This window comes from Pseudomonas sp. MNR3A (genome assembly GCF_009650575.1).
In the GTDB taxonomy this organism is placed as follows: domain Bacteria; phylum Pseudomonadota; class Gammaproteobacteria; order Pseudomonadales; family Pseudomonadaceae; genus Aquipseudomonas; species Aquipseudomonas machongensis.
This window is the reverse complement of record NZ_VZZS01000005.1, coordinates 132,601-151,200: the sequence shown is the minus strand read 5'-3', so window position 1 is coordinate 151,200 and position 18,600 is coordinate 132,601. Positions and strand designations below refer to the sequence as shown.

The 18,600-nt window shown below is 64.5% G+C and carries 15 protein-coding genes; 9 read left to right on the top strand and 6 right to left on the bottom strand.

The window, feature by feature from the left end; translation table 11 throughout:
- The first annotated feature begins 169 nt into the window (after nucleotides 1-169).
- From F6X62_RS04135 to F6X62_RS04125, 3 genes are all read left to right on the top strand, one after another.
- On the top strand, nucleotides 170-3,556 hold the full coding sequence (locus F6X62_RS04135) for a type III effector HrpK domain-containing protein (RefSeq protein ID WP_153772773.1): 3,387 nt from the start codon (nucleotides 170-172) through the stop codon (nucleotides 3,554-3,556).
- Nucleotides 3,557-3,875: 319 nt separating this feature from the next.
- Nucleotides 3,876-4,184 carry a DUF3077 domain-containing protein gene (locus F6X62_RS04130; RefSeq protein ID WP_153772772.1) on the top strand — a complete coding sequence of 103 codons (309 nt, stop codon included), beginning with the start codon at nucleotides 3,876-3,878 and terminating at the stop codon, nucleotides 4,182-4,184.
- A gap of 114 nt (nucleotides 4,185-4,298) precedes the next feature.
- Nucleotides 4,299-5,537: a hypothetical protein gene (locus F6X62_RS04125; protein ID WP_153772771.1), complete on the top strand. Its 1,239-nt coding sequence runs from the start codon at nucleotides 4,299-4,301 to the stop codon at nucleotides 5,535-5,537.
- Between the two features lie 11 nt (nucleotides 5,538-5,548).
- Here F6X62_RS04125 and F6X62_RS04120 read toward each other — a convergent pair whose 3' ends face one another.
- The gene (locus F6X62_RS04120; protein ID WP_153772770.1) at nucleotides 5,549-6,556 is read right to left on the bottom strand and encodes a 5'-nucleotidase; all 1,008 of its coding nucleotides are present in this window, start codon (nucleotides 6,554-6,556) and stop codon (nucleotides 5,549-5,551) included.
- A 340-nt stretch (nucleotides 6,557-6,896) separates the two neighbouring features.
- Here F6X62_RS04120 and codB point away from each other — a divergent pair, with 340 nt between their 5' ends.
- From codB to codA, 3 genes are read left to right on the top strand one after another with little or no spacing between them, the layout of a single operon-like run.
- Nucleotides 6,897-8,156, top strand: a complete 1,260-nt coding sequence (gene codB, locus F6X62_RS04115; RefSeq protein ID WP_153772769.1) for a cytosine permease — start codon at nucleotides 6,897-6,899, stop codon at nucleotides 8,154-8,156.
- Nucleotides 8,153-9,370: a PucR family transcriptional regulator gene (locus F6X62_RS04110; protein WP_153772768.1), complete on the top strand. Its 1,218-nt coding sequence runs from the start codon at nucleotides 8,153-8,155 to the stop codon at nucleotides 9,368-9,370. Before codB ends, F6X62_RS04110 begins: the two co-directional genes overlap by 4 nt.
- Before the next feature lie 4 nt (nucleotides 9,371-9,374).
- Entirely contained in the window at nucleotides 9,375-10,616 is a 1,242-nt protein-coding gene (codA, locus tag F6X62_RS04105; RefSeq protein ID WP_153772767.1) for a cytosine deaminase, read from the top strand.
- Between the two features lie 36 nt (nucleotides 10,617-10,652).
- On the opposite strand, the gene F6X62_RS04100 is transcribed toward codA, so the two are convergent.
- Nucleotides 10,653-11,141, bottom strand: a complete 489-nt coding sequence (locus tag F6X62_RS04100; protein WP_153772787.1) for an Lrp/AsnC family transcriptional regulator — start codon at nucleotides 11,139-11,141, stop codon at nucleotides 10,653-10,655.
- Nucleotides 11,142-11,287: 146 nt separating this feature from the next.
- On the opposite strand from F6X62_RS04100, the gene F6X62_RS04095 reads away from it, so the two are divergent.
- The 3 genes from F6X62_RS04095 (at nucleotide 11,288) to F6X62_RS04085 (ending at nucleotide 13,537) form a co-directional block, all read left to right on the top strand.
- Nucleotides 11,288-11,923 carry a LysE family translocator gene (locus F6X62_RS04095; protein ID WP_153772766.1) on the top strand — a complete coding sequence of 212 codons (636 nt, stop codon included), beginning with the start codon at nucleotides 11,288-11,290 and terminating at the stop codon, nucleotides 11,921-11,923.
- 48 nt (nucleotides 11,924-11,971) lie between these two features.
- Complete coding sequence (locus tag F6X62_RS04090) at nucleotides 11,972-12,715, top strand: sulfite exporter TauE/SafE family protein (RefSeq protein WP_054892033.1); 744 nt, start codon at nucleotides 11,972-11,974, stop codon at nucleotides 12,713-12,715.
- A gap of 81 nt (nucleotides 12,716-12,796) precedes the next feature.
- The gene (locus F6X62_RS04085; protein ID WP_153772765.1) at nucleotides 12,797-13,537 is read left to right on the top strand and encodes a hypothetical protein; all 741 of its coding nucleotides are present in this window, start codon (nucleotides 12,797-12,799) and stop codon (nucleotides 13,535-13,537) included.
- A 51-nt stretch (nucleotides 13,538-13,588) separates the two neighbouring features.
- On the opposite strand, the gene glcF is transcribed toward F6X62_RS04085, so the two are convergent.
- From glcF to F6X62_RS04065, 4 genes are all read right to left on the bottom strand, one after another.
- Nucleotides 13,589-14,809: a glycolate oxidase subunit GlcF gene (gene glcF, locus F6X62_RS04080; RefSeq protein ID WP_153772764.1), complete on the bottom strand. Its 1,221-nt coding sequence runs from the start codon at nucleotides 14,807-14,809 to the stop codon at nucleotides 13,589-13,591.
- Nucleotides 14,810-14,818: 9 nt separating this feature from the next.
- The gene (gene glcE, locus F6X62_RS04075) at nucleotides 14,819-15,871 is read right to left on the bottom strand and encodes a glycolate oxidase subunit GlcE (RefSeq protein WP_153772763.1); all 1,053 of its coding nucleotides are present in this window, start codon (nucleotides 15,869-15,871) and stop codon (nucleotides 14,819-14,821) included.
- On the bottom strand, nucleotides 15,871-17,370 hold the full coding sequence (gene glcD, locus F6X62_RS04070; RefSeq protein ID WP_153772762.1) for a glycolate oxidase subunit GlcD: 1,500 nt from the start codon (nucleotides 17,368-17,370) through the stop codon (nucleotides 15,871-15,873). The genes glcE and glcD overlap by 1 nt, the downstream gene beginning before the upstream one ends.
- Before the next feature lie 70 nt (nucleotides 17,371-17,440).
- Nucleotides 17,441-18,529, bottom strand: coding sequence for an AbrB family transcriptional regulator (locus F6X62_RS04065; RefSeq protein ID WP_178117519.1), 1,089 nt, complete (start codon nucleotides 18,527-18,529; stop codon nucleotides 17,441-17,443).
- Between the last annotated feature and the right edge of the window lie 71 nt (nucleotides 18,530-18,600).

Genomic DNA, 18,600 nt, shown 5'->3' with positions numbered 1-18,600 from the left:
ATTTCACAACGTTTCACAGGCGCGATCCGCCCAATGATCACGGGCGTGCAGCTGCGAAAAGCGGCTGATCGCCAGCACGGCTGTCATCGTTCAGTCATCTCGCTGCTTTTCCCTGCACTCACACACTTCGGGCCCGCCAACCCGGCAGCCACCTTCAGGGAGAACGCGCATGTCAGCTCCGGTCACCAACGCCCCCGATATCAAGACGCTCACCAAAAAGGACGCCAGTGCCGAGTGGGGCGATGCGGTCGATCGTGCCAAGGCCAAGGACGCCGGCATCGAATGGCAGCGCCCGAAGGACGACAACCGTTCGGCCCAGGAAATCATCGACGATAGTCCGCTGTTGAAGAACCTCGGTAACCAGAGCGGTGTGAAGGACAAGCTGCGCGAGCGGGTCGGAGATTTCGAGCACGACGCCGATGCGGCCTACCGCGCCACCCAGGTACTGGACCACATCGAGCGCTTCGACGAGGGCGGCTCGCGGCTGGTCGGAGGTGATATCGACAACGGCAAGGTCGATGGTTTCACCAAGGGCGGTGATGCCAAGCACGGCACCGAGGCCGGGCGCCTGCAGGACTTTGGCAAGTACGGTTGGGAAAACCTCAAGGGTGAGCTCAAGCACATCGAGGCGGCCAACGACGACCCCGAGGCACGCAGCAAGGCCGAGGCGGCGGGTATCCGTTGGGAGCGCCCCGAAGGCGACGAGCGTTCGGCGCAGCAGGTCATCGACGACAGCCCACTGCTCAAGAACCTGGGTAACCAGAGCGGGGTCAAGGACATGCTCAAGGAGCAGGTCGGCGACTTCGAGCACGATGCCGATGCGGCCTACCGCGCGACCCAGGTGCTGGACCACGTGGTGCGCTACGACGAGAACGGCGAGCGCCTGGCCGGCAAGGATGTCGACAACACCAGCATCGACGGCTTCACCAAGGGCGGCGATGCCAGGCATGGCACCGAAGCCGGGCGCCTGCAGGATTTCGGCAAGTTCGGGTTCGAGAGCCTCAAGGGCGAGCTGCAGCATGTCGATGACGTGGGCAAGGATGACAAGCGTCGCGAGGCGGCGGAAAAGGCCGGCATCGTCTGGGAGCTGCCCAAGGACGACAAGCGTTCGGCGCAGGACATCATCGATGACAACCCGCTGCTCAAGAACCTTGGCAACCAGAGCGGGGTGAAGGATGCGCTGAAGGAGCAGGTCGGCGATTTCGACAAGGATCCCAACGCCGCCTTCCGTGCCAGCCAGGTGCTCGACCGGGTGGTGGGCTATGACGAGGACGGCAAGGCGCTCACCGGCAAGGATGTGGCCAACAGCAGTGTCGATGGCTTCACCAAGAGCGGCGAGGCGCGTCACGGCACCGAGGCCGGGCGCCTGCAGGACTTCGGCAAGTTCGGCTTCGAGTCGCTGGCCAAACCGCCGGCCAACGATGAGATCGGCAGCTACAAGGCGTTCCTCAAGACCAACCCGGACGCTGACGCGGGCTCCAGGCAGATCGCCCAATATGGCGCGATCTTCGATGCCAAGTACGACTCGATCCGCGGCAAGACTGGCGCCGACGGTGCGGTCACCGCAGACAACATCAAGGACTACCTCAAGCAGAATCCGCAACTGAGCAAGCAGGAGCAAGAAGCGCTGAACTTCTTCGCCCAGCCAGGTGCGTTCCGCAAGGTCGATACCGCCAGCAACAACATCGGCGACAAGCCTGACGGCAAGGTCAGTCGCGAGGACGTGCAGAACTGGCTGAAGAGCGGCTCACCCACCGATGCCCAAGGGCTGGCCAGCCTGATCACCGATGTCGCCGCCGGCAATGTCACCGGCAAGGTCGACACCCGCAAGCTGGGCGAGGATGTCTTCGCGCATCCGGAAAACTACAGCGCCGAGGAAAAGGCCGCCGTACTGCTGGATCTGCAGGAGGCGCAGAAACTGGTGGTCGATGGCGCCAATGCCGGGGTGTGGAACAGCGACTACGGCAAGGTCGCCATCGCCAACCGTTCCGGTGCGATCTGGGAGCCGCAAAAGCTGCTGGAAGACATCAACGACCACATGGCCATCCTGCATAACGACAAGGAAACCGCCGACTATCTCAAGAGCGCGGGCGATGAGGCGGTGAAGACGCTGTTCGAGGAAAACCCGGGGCTCAAGGACGCCGTCAGCAAGACCTACGAAGACGAGGTCAAGTCTGGCAAGGCGCTGGACGCTGCCTGGGACGCCAACACCAAGGATGGCAAGACCGACCAGCACACTGCGCTGGCCAGCTTCTATGCCACCGCCACCAGCCTGCAGTCGATCCTCGGTATCGACGACGCCAAGGCGATCCAGGGCGCGGTCGGCAAGTCGTCGCACAATGAAGATTTCAAGACCTTCTACAAGGATCAGCTGGCCACTGGCGGACGCATGCGCGAACTGCTCAAGGACAACTCGCCCGAGCAGGCCGCCTCGGAGTTCAGCCTTGAGGTGGCGCTCTACAACTCGGCACTCGACCCGCAGTTCACCGCCGAGTATGACAAGCAGCTCAACGACAACTTCTCGACCATCACCCAGGAGAATTTGTTCAAGGACGCCAGCTTCGACGACCTCAAGACTGCGTTCGGCAAGGACGGTGGCGAAGAGCTGGACGAGGACAAGGTGCGCAAGCTGATCGACCAGATGCGCGACGAAAGCCCCGAGCTGTTGCTCAACCAGGACGGCACCGTGGCCACCACCGACCAGGTGCTGGCGGGCTTCCGTGGCAATTGGGACCTGTTCCGCCAGGGCACCAAGGCTCTGGACAAGATGGGCAAGCTGTCGGACTTCGACCCCAACGGCAACGCCAAGGGTGCTTACGGCAGCGGCGTACTGCACGGGGTGAGCGGGCTGTTCCTGGCCGGCGTCACCATCGCCCGTGGCGCGCAGAGCGGCGGCAAGCTCACCGATCGCAACATCGTCGATATCACCACCGGGTCGGTGCAGACCACCACGGTCCTGATCGAGGGCGGTTCCAAGGGGTATCAGGAGCACCTGGGCGAGGCGATCAAGAAGGGTGAAAAGATCGATACCAGTGGCCTCACGCCTGAGCAGGTGGAAAAGATCCAGGACAACATCAAGGACGGCAAGCACGCCAAGACCGTGGCGAAGAACTTCGAGGAGGCGGCCAAGGGTATTGGTGGCCTGGCCAACATCGTTGCGGGCGCCTACGGGATCTTCGACGGCGTCAACGCTCTGCGCCGTGGCGATAAGCTTGCGGGTGGTTTCGGCATCACTGCCGGCTCGCTGGGCGTGCTGGCGGGCAGTGCCTCGGCGGTCGAGGGCGGCCTCGGCCTGCTCGGCGCCAACCTGCCACGCTTCCTTCCGGGCCTGGCGGCCACGGCCGGGGTGCTGGGTTTCCTCGGCGCGGGCGTGGCGGTGCTGGCGGCGATCATCCCGGGCCTGGTCAAGGAAGGGCAGGAGCAGGTCAAGTCGGACAAGTTCGGCTCGCTGCTGGGCGATTCGATCGAGCGCTACGGCATCGACGGGATCAAGGATGGCACCTTGGCCGATATCCCCACCGAAGACTGGCCGGGTGGTGAGGAGTGGACTTCCTGATGACGCGCCGTGGTCGGCACATGCCTGCGGGTTGCGACCGACCACGCGCCGTGGTCGGCACATGCCTGCGGGTTGCGACCGACCTAGGGGCTATTTCGCGAACCTTCCTAATACGTCGTAGGGCATTTCTGGGGATACCATTTCCCCGGGTTTTGCCGTTGTGTGGCGCCGTCCGTGCTTCTACTCTCCCGGGGCCGGTCGCACATCGTCACCGCGTTTTCAGCCGACGGGCAGAGACACACGCCAGGTTCGCGTGGGTCGGGCTGGAACACGGGCGAGGGTGTGCGACGGGCGCTTTTCAACCAACGCTGGGGGAGCCATGGACAACGACGACCAATCGAATGAGCGCGGGAGCCTGAAACTGGTCAGCGCACCCGCACGTATCCGCCGCGAGCCACGCATGGCCTGGGTCCAGGCGATACCCGGGCTGCCGCCGAAGGAAACGCTGATGGAAATTTCCACGCTGCTCGGCTGCGTGACCGAACTCACCCGACGAGCCATCGACAAGCCACAGGATGCCGAACCGCTCATGCGCGCCACCCATTACCTGTGCGGCATGAGCAAGGCGATGATCGACGGCCAACTGACCATCGTACGCGGTGAGGCGCCGGTCGAGGAGGGGTCCTAGCGATACCGCAAGCCCTTGATGCAGGACGCATCGGCAAGCAGACACCGGGATTCACGCGGGCAAGCGTGATAGATTCCCGGGCCTCGTAGTTGCAGACCATGGACAGGCCTCGAAATGAGCAGGACCTCGCAATCCGCTACACCCCGGGTGCGCCGCGTGCGCCCGACCTTCGCCCAGGTGTTTCGCAAGAACCTCAAGCGGGTGCTGACGCACTGGACGCCGTTCACCGTGACGCTGGTGTTCCTCGGGACCTTCCTCGGCAGCGTGAGCCTGTACATCTACACCCGGGCCATCGGTCGCGCCGACCTGTTCATGTCGGCGCTGGATTCCAAGTCGTCACTCGCCGCCTGGATGTTCGTGGTCGTCGCGGTGATGTTCTCGCACCTGATCATCCTGATGGGCTCGTCGTGGCTCTACGGCACGGCGGTATCGCTGTTCGGCAGGGTGCGCTGGCTCACCCGCCATGTAGCGCTGTGGCTGGTGATTCCGTTGGCAGTGGGCTACGCCGCCTTCATCGTCCTGGGCTTCTTCTACCACCGAATGCTCAGCCCCGGCGTTGCCATGCTGTTGATCTCGGCAGCCACCTTGCTGGCGTTTGCCGCGTTGTTCTTCTCCCGGTCGTTCAGGTCGTTGTTCGTTCTCGCGGCGCCGAAGAACAAGGGCAAGGCCGATCGCTGGTTTCTTGGGATATTCCTGTCGTTCACCCTGGTGTTCGCCGTCATCGCCAGCTCGTTGTCGATGCTGTTGATCATCGACACTTACGTCGGGCGGGATAACGAGGCGGCGGTATCGTTCGTGGCAGGCTTTTCACTGTTCACGCTGCTGATGAGCCTGCTGCCTTCGATGTTGTACTTCGTGTTCAAAGGCGATATCTACCGCAAAGTCGCCGCGGGCATCGGCGGCGCCTTGCTGTTCTTCGTGATCTTCCTCACCACCGCCAAGGGCGCGATGTCGAGCATCACCTATTCGGTGGCCGGCAGCCTGGAAGTGCGCCAGGGCTTCTCCCAGCGCTACGTGTTCGATCGCCAGGTGACACTGGCCGATATCGATCCGCTGCTCTGGCACAGCCGTCTGCGTCACGATGGCAAGGTGCAGGTCAGGGCCTACCAGTTGTTCGCGTTCGGCGACCTGCTGCTGTTGTGCCCACACAGCCTGCTCGGGGCCAAGCTCCACCAACTGCCTGACTACACCCGCCTGTGCATCTTCACCCGCAGCAGCCAGGTGGAGCGCTTGCCGCCGCTGCTGTTGCCAATCGTGCAGCGCGAGCCGCAACGGGCGCAATGGCAAGAGGCGGCGGACCGGCAAATGGGCTGGGAGCAAATACGTGGGCAAATGTTGCAGGACAAGCGCTAGGCATGCGGCCTTTATCGGCCTGTCGCCTGTTCACCCGTTGCCTCGCCAATGCCCTGAGTCATCACCTCCATCTGCGCAGGCGGTTTGGCGACGTTGCGGTTCGCCACCCCGAACGGCACATGCACCATCGGCAGGTTGCCCGCCGCCGAGCTCAGGTGGCTGCGCTGGTCATCGAAGAACATGTGTGGCTTGAGAATGGACAACACTCGGTCCTTCTCCATCCCACCCAGAAAGAACGATTCATCCGGCGAAACGCCCCAGTCTTTCAAGGTGGTCACCACGCGCTCATGGGATGGTGCGTTGCGCGCTGTGACGATGGCAATGCGCAGGATGCGCTTGTAGTCAGGGTCTTGCGCAAGCTTCTGGTCTTCGAGGGTGCGGATGTGCGAGAGCTTGCGGTACAGGTCCGCCAGCGGCCCCGGCTGATGCGGGATGGCTTTGCGCGCGAACTCGTGGGCCTGGAAGTCGTGGAGGTTGTTGTGCTGCTTGTAGACCGTCTCGGCTTCGTCGTCGGCGATCACGCCGTCGAAGTCGAAGGCCACGCGCAGCTCGGTGTCGATCTCGTCGTCGTAGATGCGTGTGGGCAGCACCAGGCCGGCGGGATAGTCGGCGTCGATGGCGCGCTGCACGTCTTCTTCGTTGGCGCTGAGGAACAGCGAAGCATTGAAGGCCGGGATGTATTCGTAGGGCGAGCGGCCAGACATGAAGGCCGCGCGGGTGATGTCCAGGCCGTAATGCGTGATGGAGCGAAACACCCGCAGCCCGGTTTCCGGCGAGTTGCGCGACAGCAGCACCACTTCAACCGGCAGTTGCCCGGGGAAGGCCTTGTTGATGCTCAGGAAGCGGCGGATGAACGGAAAGGCCACGCCCCTGGGGAACGGATTGTCGAGGTTCGCTTCATGATGCTGGCGATAGGCTTCGACGCCTTCACTTTGATAGATGTCGTCGGATTCAGCGAGGTCGAACAGCGCACTGGAGGCAACGCCGACGACAAGTTTCTGTTCGATGGGGTAGGGCATTGAGAAGTCCTGAACCGATAGGCATCACCGAGACTTGGCGCGGTGCGGCCATGATTGTACTGCCATAAAAGGATAGCTGTGATGTTCAAGGTGTTCGTCAGCGCAAAGCGCTGGAAATCCCCCGGCGCGCAGGCGCAAGTCCGCCACCCAAAGGTGCACGCGTGCATCAAAATGAGATATAAAGCCCACAAATTTTCACCGTGATCAGTAATTTGTGTGCGCATTGCACATTAATGGATATCGTTAAAGCCCAATTCCCAGTCTGAACATCGTCTACTCTGGATCCGGCCCACTTATTGCTCCGCCAGCGCCACCCCCCCAACACTGGAACACTATAAAAATGAGCTCACCCGGCGAATTCCCCCTGACCGAAGCCCCCCGGCACGCCCGCAAGGGCCTGCTGCCGATTGCCATGGTCCTGTTCAGCTTCACCTTTTTCACCGGCACCATGTTCGCTGGCGGCAAGCTGGGCATGGCCTTCAACTTCGTCGACATGCTGTGGATCGCCACCATTGGCAACACCTTGCTGGCGATCTATGCGGCAACGCTCGCGTTCATCGCCTCGCGCAGTGGCCTGAACACGGTGCTGATGGGGCGTTTCTGTTTTGGTGAGTCGGGCAGCCGGCTCTCCGATTTTCTGCTGGGTTTCGCTGAGCTGGGCTGGTACGCCTGGGGCACGGCGACAGTGGCGATCGTGCTGGTCAAGCTGCTGGGGCTGGCCGAGGGCCTGACCATTCCGCTGATGGTGTTGTTCGGATTGGGCTTCAGCATCACCGCGATCATTGGCTTCAAGGGGCTGGATTGGCTGTCGCGGCTGTCGGTGCCCCTGATGTTCGTGCTGCTGGTGATTTCGATGGTCATCGCCACCCGGCACGTGGGTGGTTTCGAAGGGCTGATGGCCGTGGTGCCGCACGAGGCGATGAGCTTCTCGGCAGCGGTGACCATGGTCTTCGGCACCTTCGCCAGCGGCGCGACCCAGGCCACCAACTGGACACGCCTGTCGCGCAGTGGCCGGGTGGCGGTCACGGCCAGCGTCGTGGCGTTCCTGGTGGGCAACGGCCTGATGGTGGTGGCCGGCGCCTGGTGCGCGATGGTCTACCAGCAAGCCGACATCGTCGAAGTGATGATGCTGCAGGGCCTGTCGTTCGCCGCCGTGGTGATGCTGTGCCTGAACCTCTGGACCATTCAGGGCCCGACCATCTACAACGTCGCGGCGGCAACCTGCCACCTGGTGCGCAGCGAGCGTCGTCGTACCGCGACGCTGGTGGCGGCCGGCGTGGGTATCGTGCTGGCGATCGGTGGCATGTATGAATGGCTGATTCCATTCCTGGTGCTGCTGGGTTCGATCATTCCGCCGGTCGGCGGAGTGATCATGGCCGACTTCTGGTACCGCCACCGTGGCAAGTATCCGACCCTGGCTTCGGTCAGCCTGCCGCGCTACAACCGCGCCGGCCTGTTCGCCTACGCAGTGGGGGCGGTGCTGGCCTACAGCTCGCCGTGGGTCGCCCCGTTGGTGGGTATCGGTGCTTCGGCGCTGTGCTACATCGTCCTGCTTGAAGTCGTTGCGCGCGTGCGCCCCGTGGCACAGGCCAAGCCGTGAGCCTGGCACTCGATGAGCTGCTGGGGCTGCACGGTCTTGAAGAAATGACCGTGCGGGCCGGTGCACGCAACCTGCAACGGCGGGTGCGCTGGCCTTACGTGGCGGAGAACGAAGGCATTGCCGAATGGGTGATGGGCGGCGAACTGGTGTTCGTCACCGGTATCAACCATCCGCGTGGCGAGGCCAACCTGCTGAGCCTGGTGGAGGATGGCGATGCTGTCGGTATTGCCGGCATGGTGATCCTCACCGGCGGCACCTTCATCCAGCACATCCCGGCGGCGGTGGTCGAGCGTGCCGAACAGTTGGGGCTGCCGCTGATCGAGCAGCCCTACGCCTTGAAGATGGTGGTGGTCACCCACCTGATCGGCACGGCGCTGGTGCAGATGGGCCAGGTGCGGCGCTCGCGTGACGACATTCTCGGCCAGCTGTTGACCGGCGACTACCCAAGCCTGGCCATTGCCCGCCAGCGCGCTGCACACCTGCAGTTGGCGCTGGACGAGCCCCGCCGTGTGGTCGCGCTGCGGCTGTCGGCGGTCGATGGCCTGTTCGAGCGGCATCGACCGGAGCAGGCCGAACGCCTGTGGCAGAACACCCGCCAGGCGCTCGAAGAGCAACTGGAGACCTGGTGCCGCACGGTTGCGGGGGCGGTCATGGCGCAATTGCCGGGTGACCTCTTCGTGCTGCTGCTGCCCGACGCACCGGACTTGCGCCCAGCGCTCGCAGCCTTGTATCGGCAACTGGCCGAGGTGACCGGCGAGATGGCGTTGTTCATGGGCCTGTCGTGCCTGGCCGAAGACTGCGCCCACTACCGTCAGGCCCTGTGCGAGGCGCGCCAGGCTCTCGAAGTGGCACAGAACATGCGCCCGGCTACTGGCCTGTGCGATTTCAGCGAGCTGGGTGTGTTGCGCCTGCTGCAGGGGATTGCCGACCGTTCGCTGATCGACAACTTCGTCGCCCAGACCCTCGGCCCGCTGATCGAGGCCGGGCGCAAGCATCCCTACGCCCTGGTGCACACCCTCGATGTACTGCTCAAGGAAAACGGCAACGGCGCCCAGGCGGCGCAACGCCTGGGCGTACACCGCAACACCATCATCCAGCGTATTCAACGCATCGAGCAGTTGAGCGGACAGTCGCTCGATGACTCGCTTTTCCGCATGAACGCTTCCGTCGCGCTGCTGATCTGGCGCATGAGCGAAAGCCAAGGCAAGGAGTAACCCCATGAATATCATCAACGCCCGCCTGCGCGGCAAGACCGGCCTGTTCCGGATCGAGCTCGATGGCGATCGCATTGCCGCCATCGAACCCCAGGACGCGGCGGTTGCACTGAGCAACGCTGCGGACATCGACGCTGCGCAGAACCTGGTGATCCCGCCCTTCATCGAGCCGCACATCCACCTCGACGCCACCCTGACCGCCGGCGAGCCGCGCTGGAACATGAGCGGCACGCTGTTCGAGGGCATCGAGTGCTGGGCCGAGCGCAAGGCCATCACCACCCACGAAGACATCAAGGCCCGTGCCAAGAAGACCATCGGCGCATTGGTCGACCACGGCATCCAGCACGTGCGCACCCACGTCGATGTCACCGACCCGACCCTGGTCGCCCTCAAGGCGATGGTCGAGGTGCGCGAAGAGGTCCGCCACCTGGTCGACCTGCAGATCGTCGCCTTCCCCCAGGAGGGGATCGAGTCGTACGCCAACGGTCGCGAACTGATGACCGAAGCGGTCGCCCTGGGCGCCGATGTGGTCGGCGGCATTCCGCACTTCGAAAACACCCGTGACCAGGGCGTTTCGTCGGTGAAGTTCCTGATGGACCTGGCCGAGCGCACCGGTTGCCTGGTGGATGTGCACTGCGACGAAACCGATGACCCGCAGTCGCGCTTTCTCGAAGTACTCGCCGAAGAGGCGCGGGTGCGCAACATGGGCGAGCGCGTCACTGCCAGCCATACCGTGGCCATGGGTTCCTACGACAATGCCTACTGCTACAAGCTGTTCCGCCTGCTGAAGATGTCTGGCATCAACTTCGTATCCTGCCCGACCGAGAGCATTCACCTGCAAGGGCGTTTCGACAACTTCCCGAAACGCCGCGGCGTGACTCGGGTGGCTGAGCTCGACCGCGCCGGCATGAACGTGTGCTTCGGTCAGGATTCGATCGTCGATCCGTGGTACCCGCTGGGTAACGGCAACATCCTGCGCATCCTCGAAGCGGGCCTGCATATCTGCCACATGCTCGGCTATGAAGACCTGCAGCGCGCGCTGGACCTGATCACCGACAACAGTGCGCGCACCCTGAACCTGGGCGAGCGCTACGGCATTGAAGTGGGGCGCCCGGCGAACCTGCTGGTGCTGTCGGCGCCGGATGACTACGAGATGATCCGTAGCCAGGGATATGCGCTGGTCTCGGTGCGTGGCGGCAAGGTGCTGATGCGCCGTACCCCGGCGCAGATCGAGCGCTTCGCCTGAGGCGCTGTGTGGGGGCAACTGCTTGCCCCCAACACATCACTGTTCACCCACCGCTTGCGGCAGGTGCCCGAGCGGCAATCCTGTCTGTTCCTTCACCGTGGTGATCGCAAAATTGCTACGGATGTCCGTCACCCCCGGCACCTTGAGCAGCGCCTCCATCAGGAACCGCTCATAGGCCCGCAGGTCCGGCACCACCACCTGCAGCAGAAAATCCGACTCGCCCGACACCAGGTGGCATGAGACCACTTCGCTCAACGCCGAGACCGCCTGGCGAAAGGCGGCGGACGATGCCTCGGTGTGCCGCTCCACCTTAATCCCAACGAATACCGTCAACCCCAGCCCCACGCCATCGCGGTCGATCTGTGCCTGATAGCCACGGATGATTCCGGCCTCTTCCAGCAGGCGTACGCGGCGCAGACAAGGGGAGGGTGACAGGCCAACTTCCTCGGCCAGTTGCACATTGGTCAGGCGTGCGTCGCGCTGCAAGGCGGCAAGAATCCGGCGGTCAAGGTTGTCGAGTTTCATTTTTGGCATTTATCCGTTTCTTTGAAATCGTGATTGGCACGATATGCCAATAATCCTCTCGCGTGTAGTGAACTACGCAACGCACGCCGGCGCGCTGCTCGTTAAGCTTTCAAGCCAATGATCCCTTGCAGGCAGGAGAGGCGAAGATGGCGAATCTGGAGCTGTTCATTGGCGCGCTGGTCGCGGTGTGCCTGGTCCCGGGGGCGGACATGGTGCTGGTGCTGCACACCTCGAGTACCCAGGGCCGCGCTTATGCAGTAGCAACCGCAGTAGGCCTTGCGATTGCGCGAGCGGTACACGTGACCCTGGCTGCATTGGGGCTGGCGGTACTGCTCAAGACGGTCGGTTGGGCCTTCGAGCTGGTACGCGTGGTGGGCGTGGTGTACCTGATCTGGCTGGGGCTGCGCATCGCTCGTGCGCCCAGCCTGGTGCCTGATCTCAACGATGCACACATGCCAGTGGCCCGACGCGCCTACGGCACGGCGGTGTGGCGTGGGCTGCTGACCAATATCAGCAATCCCAAGGCGTTGTTGTTCTGTTCGGTCCTGCTACCGCAGTTCATCGATGCCAGTGTCGGCGAGGTCGGTGGGCAGTTCTTGCTGCTGGGTGTGGTGCTGGTGATCGTCGGGCTGTTGTTCGATCTGTTCTACGCCATGATCGGCGCTGCGCTGGGCTACTGGATGGCGCGCAATCCGAAGGTCGAGGTGGTGCAGCGTTGGACCTTCGCCAGCCTGTTGATCGGCTTTGGCCTGCGCCTGGCGTTGATCGGCCGCCCGCAGTGAGTGCAGCTTGGTCTAGAATGCCGCTTTCCTTCGCTCTACGGACTGGCCATGGACCCGCTCTACCTCATCGCTCTGGGCGCTTGTGTCGCCGGTTTCGTCCAGGGGCTTTCCGGTTTTGCCTTCGGCATGGTCGCCATGTCGTTCTGGGCTTGGGGCCTGGAGCCACGCCTGGCGGCGTCGCTCACGGTGTTCGGCAGCCTCACCGGGCAGTTGATTGCGGTGTTCACCGTTCGTCGCGGTTTCAGTTGGCGGTTGCTCTGGCCCTTCGTGTTGGGTGGGCTTGCGGGCATCCCGCTGGGTGTGTGGGTACTGCCCTACCTGGACATGCTCTGGTTCAAGGCAGTGTTCGGCACCCTGCTGGTGCTGTGGTGCCCACTGATGCTGCTGGCGCCGCGCCTGCCCAGGGTGCCGGGCAATCGCCTGGCGGACGGTGCGGTGGGTATGGTTGGCGGTGTGCTCGGTGGCATCGGTGGTTTCACCGGCACCGTACCGACCTTGTGGTGCACGGTGCGCGGCTTTGACCGCGACACCCAGCGCGCGGTCATTCAGAACTTCAACCTGTCGATGCTGGCGGTGACCATGCTCACTTACCTGGGCACCGGTGTGGTGACTTCGGCGATGCTGCCCTGGTTCGGCGTGGTGGCCCTGGCCATGCTGATCCCTACGGTACTGGGCACACGGGTCTACCTGGGCATCAGCGAAGCGGCGTTTCGCCGGCTGGTGCTCGGGCTGCTGACCTTGTCGGGGATAGCCATGCTGGTGGCGTCGGTGCCGGTGTTGCTGGGGCGCTGAACGCTTGCCTATGGGCGGTTTACTTGGCACGCTTGGCCCCGGTCTGCAAACGCACATGCCGCGATACAAGGAACCGCCAAGGTGAGCTGGGAAAAAGTCGGGAAAGCCCTCGCGGGCCTGCTGGTCATCGTCGTCGCCGGCGCCGCGCTTTATGCGTCGCTCAAGGACGATCGTGGCCTGAAGGCCTATGTCGCCTACGAGGCCCTGACCTACCCCAGCCAGTTCAACGAGCGCATCGGCCAGGCCCGCGAGCAACTCAAGTACGAGCGGCTGTTCGCAGGTGTCGAGGCGCTGGCCAAGGGTGCATTGAGCCGCGATCAGGTCGAGGCCCTGGTGGCCCAGGCGCAGACGCCCTACATGCAACTATTCGCCAAGCCCTTCGAGGCGGGGCTGGTGGACCATCGCACCGGGTTGTTCATCACCTTGCGCAATACGCGTGACGAACCACTCAAACAAGTGCACATCCGCCTGCCAGCCAAGGGCCTGGTGCAGGTGCGCGATGACGCCGGGGACGACAGCATTCCCGAGAACGCCACCAACATCATCGAGATCCCATCCATCGAGGCCGGCGGGGTGTGTCGGGTGTGGGTGTACTTCGATGCCGACATCTCGCAGATCACCCAGGGTGGTATCAGCATCGTGCATGCCGAGGGGCCGGCAGATATCCAGGTGATACGCCAGGTCAGCGGTTTCCAGGCGCTGATGGCCCGTTATGGCCAGGTGCTGATCGGCCTGGTGGTGGCGCTGGGCTCTCTGGTGCTGGGGCTGACCTGGGTCATGCTGCGTCAGCGCCATCGCTTGCGGCAGCTGCGCAACTGCTGACGACGGGGCAACCTTCATTTGCCCCTGGTGGGGCTGGCCATGGCTGATGTCTCAATCGGGGAGTGCCTCGTCTACCAGTTCGATCCAGTGCCGCACCGGTGTTCGCCCGGCACTGGCCAAGTGGTTCTGGCAACCGATGTTGGCGGTGACGATCACCTCGGGATTGCCGCTTTCCAGGGCGCTCAGGCGGTTATCGCGCAGTTGCTGCGCCAGTACAGGTTGGGTCAGTGAATAGGTGCCCGCCGAGCCGCAGCACAGATGGCCGTCGGGCACGGGTGTCAGGTTGAAGCCCAGGCGCTCGAGCACAGCCTCCACGACACCCCCCAGCTTCTGTGCATGCTGCAACGTGCAGGGGCAATGGAAGGCCAGACGCTGGTCGGCTCGAATACCCAGGCGCTCCAGCGGCGCATCGCGCAATACCTCCACCAGGTCCCGGGCCAGTGCGCTGACCCGCGCGGCCTTGGCGGCGTAGGCCAGGTCCGCCGCCAGCAGGTGCCCGTAGTCGCGCACGAAGGCGCCGCAGCCACTGGCGGTCTGCACGATGGCTTCGGCACCGGCTTCGATGGCTGGCCACCAGGCGTCGATGTTGCGTCGAGCGCGATCGAGGCCGGCGGCCTGCGCGTCGAGATGATAGTCCACAGCGCCGCAACAACCGGCCTCACGGGCCGCTATCACCGAGATTCCCAAGCGATCCAGCACCCGCGCTGCCGCCGCGTTGGTGTTGGGCGACAGCGCCGGTTGCACGCATCCTTCGAGCATCAGCACCCGACGCGCGTGCTGGACCTTGGGACGCGGCTTGAGTGCAGGCTCATGGCGCGGCAGCTTGGCCTGCACCGGCTTCGGCAGCAGTGGCCGAAAGGCCCTGGCTGTGCGGGTCAGGGCCTTGAACAACGCAGGCCTGGGGACAAACAGGCGCAATCCGTGGCGTAGCAGGCGCTCGCCCAGCTGCCGCGGCACCTGCGCGTCGACCACGGCACGACCGATGTCCAGCAGGTTGTGATACTCCACCCCGGACGGGCAGGTGGTCTCGCAGTTGCGACAGTTCAGGCAGCGGTCCAGGTGAGTCTGGATGCTGGCGGTGGCCGGTTGCCCTTCGAGTAGCAGCTTGATCAGGTAGATGCGCCCACGCGGCCCATCCAGCTCATCGCCCAGCAGTTGATAGGTCGGACAGGTGGCGGTGCAGAAGCCACAGTGCACGCAACTGCGCAGGATACGCTCGGCCTCGTCGGCCCGTGGCAGGCGCTTGGCCTGTTCGCTCAGGTTGGTCTGCATGGCTGGCCCTCATATGTCGGCATACAGGCGGCCGGGGTTGAAGATGCCGCGAGGATCGAGTTGTCGCTTGAGGTTGCGCTGGTAACGCAGCAATGGCTCGGGCAGCGGATGGAGCCCGGCGCTGTGGCAGGCATGCAGCGTGGCATGGCCGCCAAGACCTGCGACCGCTTCGCGGATGACGCTGGGCGAGGCGGCGGATTTCAGCCAGCGTTGGGCGCCACCCCAGTCGAGTAACTGGCGGCCGGGCAGGCTGAGCGGCGGGCTGTTATGCGGCAGTGACAGGCGCCACAGGGGCTCGTCAGCGGCGAAGAAGGCCAGGCGTTGTTCACGCAGGTCATGCCAATAGCGGTTGTCCAGCACCGCGCCGCCCAGGCGCTCGGCGGCAGAGGCCACCGAGCCTTCCCCGCCTTCCAGGCGCAGGTACAGGGCGTCGCCGTCATGGCAGGCGGCTGTGATCGGCAGCGCTTGCTGACCCCAGGCTGCCAGCTCGCCCAGGGCTTGCCGAAGATCCATCGACAGGCGCAGGCTCTGGCAAATGCGCGGTCGCGGCAGCACCTTCAGCGATACCTCGGTCAATACCCCCAGGCAGCCGAAACTGCCGGCCAACAGGCGCGACAGGTCGTAGCCCGCGACGTTCTTCATCACCTCGCCACCGAAGCGCAACAGCTTGCCGTGCCCGGTGATGACTCGGGTGCCGAGCACATGGTCGCGTACCGAGCCTGCCCAGGGCCGACGTGGCCCTGCCAGCCCGGCCGCGACCATCCCGCCCAGCGTGGCGCCGTCGCCTAGGTGTGGTGGTTCGAACGGCAGCATCTGCCCGGCCTCGTACAGCACAGCCTCGATCTCGCGCAGCGGCGTCCCGGCGCGTGCCGTGAGCACCAGCTCGGTGGGGTCGTAGCTGACGATGCCGCGATGGCTGCGGGTGTCGAGGGGCTGGCCGTCGACCGGACGACCGAGCATGGCTTTGCTGTCGCTGCCCTGGATACGCAATGGCGTACGCTGCTCGAGGGCCTGGCGCACCTGCTCCAGCAGGTCGGCGCTGGCATCGTGATCCTGATCCATCAGAAACGCTCCAGGTCGGGGAAGGGTAACTGGCCGTGGTGCACGTGCATCGCGCCGAATTCGGCGCAGCGCTGCAGGGTCGGGATGTTCTTGCCAGGGTTGAGCAAGCCCAGCGGGTCGAAGGCGTGCTTGAGCGCATGGAACAGCGTCAGCTCGTCGGCGTTGAATTGCGCGCACATCTGGTTGATCTTCTCGCGTCCCACGCCGTGCTCGCCGGTGATGCTGCCGCCCACCGCCACGCACAGTTCCAGGATCTTGCCGCCGAGGGCCTCGGCACGCTCCAGCTCGCCGGGCTGGTTGGCGTCGAACAGGATCAAGGGGTGCATGTTGCCGTCGCCGGCATGGAACACGTTGGCCACGCGCAGGCCATGCTCGCGCGACAGCTCACCGATGCCGTGCAGCACCCCCGGCAGTGCCCGGCGCGGGATGGTGCCGTCCATGCAGTAGTAGTCGGGGGAAATGCGCCCTACCGCCGGAAAAGCGTTCTTGCGGCCTGCCCAGAAGCGCACGCGCTCAGCCTCGTCACGCGCCAGGCGTACCTCGCTGGCGCCGGCTGTCTTGAGCACGGCCTCGACGCGCAGGCAGTCGTCCTGCACGTCAGCCTCCACGCCGTCGAGCTCGCACAGCAGGATGGCGGCGGCCTCGACCGGATAGCCTGCGTGGATGAAGTCTTCGGCGGCCCGCAGCGACAGGTTGTCCATCATCTCAAGGCCTGCGGGAATGATGCCTGCGCCAATGATGTCGGCCACTGCACGAGCGGCCTTTTCCACACCGTCGAAACTGGCCAGCAACACCCGCGCCACCTGTGGCTTGGGCAACAGCTTGACGGTGACTTCGGTGACGATGCCCAGCAAGCCTTCGGAGCCGGTGAACAGCGCCAGCAGGTCGAAGCCCGGAGCATCCAGGGCATCGCTGCCCAGCGTCAGGCATTCGCCCTCGATGGTGAGGACTTCGACCTTGAGCAGGTTGTGCACGGTCAGGCCGTACTTCAGGCAATGCACGCCCCCGGCGTTTTCCGCGACATTGCCGCCGATCGAGCAGGCGATCTGTGACGAGGGATCGGGCGCGTAGTAAAGACCGTGTGGCGCCGCTGCCTGGGAGATCGCGAGGTTGCGCACACCCGGTTGGACACGGGCGAAGCGACCTGCTGGATTGATTTCAAGGATGCGATTGAAGCGCGCCATCACCAGCAGAATCCCCTGCGCCAGCGGCAGAGCTCCGCCCGACAGGCCGGTACCGGCTCCCCGGGCCACCACCGGCACCTGGTGCGCGTGGCAGATCTTCAGCAGCGCCTGAACCTGTTCCAGGCGTTGTGGCAGCACCACCAGCAATGGCACCACGCGGTAGGCGCTGAGGCCGTCGCATTCGTAGGGGCGCAAGTCTTGCTCGGTGTGCAGGATGTCGAGGTCGGGCAGGGCGCTGCGCAGGGTGTCCAGCAGCGCGGCCTTGTCGACCGTGGGCAGTGCGCCGTCCAGGCGCTCGTCGTACAGGATGTTCATGGGGCGGACTACCAGGCACTTGTCGTTGTTGTGCGGGGAAGGATAGCTACCCCTCGGCCTGGTGCACCCTTCAGTGGGCGTTCTGGGTGAGGCGAATGATCTGCCGGGCCAGATACGCACCGGTCAGGATCACCCCGAACAGGCGCAGCGTCTGCATTGCCAGGACCATGCCGACATCGGCGTGGGTTTCCACTGCGATGATCGCCATCGCATCCAGGCCGCCGGGGCTGGTAGCCAGGTACATGGACAGGAAGTCGGTGCCGGCGAGCCGTGCCAGCAGCCAGGCACAGCCCGCGCAGAGCAGGATCAGCACCACGGCGCCGGCGATCATGGTCGGCAGGCGCTTCCACACATAGCGCACGGTCTGGCGGTCGAAGCGCAGGCCGATGTAGCAGCCGATGGCGCCGTAGGCGATGGCCAGCACTTCGCTGGGCAGACTGACGTGCAACACCCCTGTGAGTTGCAGCACTGCGCCAAGCATCAACGGCATCAGCAGGGCGCCGGCGGGCATCTTCGAACCGGCGGCAACGCCCACCAGCACCACGCCAAGACCAAGCAGCAGGTTGCCCAGTTGCATGCTGTCGGCGACCACCGCGGCCTGGGCCGCGTCGCCAGCAACGCTGGTGGCGCCCAGTAGGTGACTGACCAGCGAGCCGATCATCACCACACACACCACACGCACATACTGCATGGTGGCCACCACGCGTCCGTCGGCGCCGTTGTCTTCGGCCATCGACACCATCGCCGAGGCTGCGCCCGGCGCAGTACCCCAGGCAGCGGTGCTGCCGGGAATGCCGCCGAAGCGCACGGTACCGAGGCCGACCAGGGCGCTGAGCACCACCGTGACGAAGGTGGCGAACAGCATCAGCGGCCAGGCGTCGGCCAGCGAGGCGAGCACCGACCAGGTCACCGAGTGCGCCACCAGCAGCCCGACACAGCCCTGGCCGAAGCGGAACACTTGGCGATGCAGGCGCAGTTGCGCGCCGGATACACCGAAGACGATGGCCATCAGCATAGGGCCGAGAAACAGCCCGGCCGGCACGGCGAGGGCGTGGAGGATCTGCCCGGCGGCGCCAGCACAGAAGATCAGCGCGAGCCATCGCAAAATCAGGGTGGGGGACGCGTTCTTTGCTGCTTGGGGGGGTAGGGCGGTGGGCAAGTCGATCTCCCTGTACGGCGAGAGCCAGAGGTGGCTGACAGAGAAAATTATCGACCTGTGGATTGATCAAG

What these genes read in the sequence shown, in the direction of transcription:
- F6X62_RS04135 (WP_153772773.1), top strand. Translation starts at nt 170, where the DNA reads ATGTCAGCTCCGGTCACCAACGCCCCCGATATCAAGACGCTCACCAAA.
- F6X62_RS04130 (WP_153772772.1), top strand. Translation starts at nt 3,876, where the DNA reads ATGGACAACGACGACCAATCGAATGAGCGCGGGAGCCTGAAACTGGTC.
- F6X62_RS04125 (WP_153772771.1), top strand. Translation starts at nt 4,299, where the DNA reads ATGAGCAGGACCTCGCAATCCGCTACACCCCGGGTGCGCCGCGTGCGC.
- F6X62_RS04120 (WP_153772770.1), bottom strand. Translation starts at nt 6,556, where the DNA reads ATGCCCTACCCCATCGAACAGAAACTTGTCGTCGGCGTTGCCTCCAGT.
- codB (WP_153772769.1), top strand. Translation starts at nt 6,897, where the DNA reads ATGAGCTCACCCGGCGAATTCCCCCTGACCGAAGCCCCCCGGCACGCC.
- codA (WP_153772767.1), top strand. Translation starts at nt 9,375, where the DNA reads ATGAATATCATCAACGCCCGCCTGCGCGGCAAGACCGGCCTGTTCCGG.
- F6X62_RS04100 (WP_153772787.1), bottom strand. Translation starts at nt 11,141, where the DNA reads ATGAAACTCGACAACCTTGACCGCCGGATTCTTGCCGCCTTGCAGCGC.
- F6X62_RS04095 (WP_153772766.1), top strand. Translation starts at nt 11,288, where the DNA reads ATGGCGAATCTGGAGCTGTTCATTGGCGCGCTGGTCGCGGTGTGCCTG.
- F6X62_RS04090 (WP_054892033.1), top strand. Translation starts at nt 11,972, where the DNA reads ATGGACCCGCTCTACCTCATCGCTCTGGGCGCTTGTGTCGCCGGTTTC.
- glcF (WP_153772764.1), bottom strand. Translation starts at nt 14,809, where the DNA reads ATGCAGACCAACCTGAGCGAACAGGCCAAGCGCCTGCCACGGGCCGAC.
- glcE (WP_153772763.1), bottom strand. Translation starts at nt 15,871, where the DNA reads ATGGATCAGGATCACGATGCCAGCGCCGACCTGCTGGAGCAGGTGCGC.
- glcD (WP_153772762.1), bottom strand. Translation starts at nt 17,370, where the DNA reads ATGAACATCCTGTACGACGAGCGCCTGGACGGCGCACTGCCCACGGTC.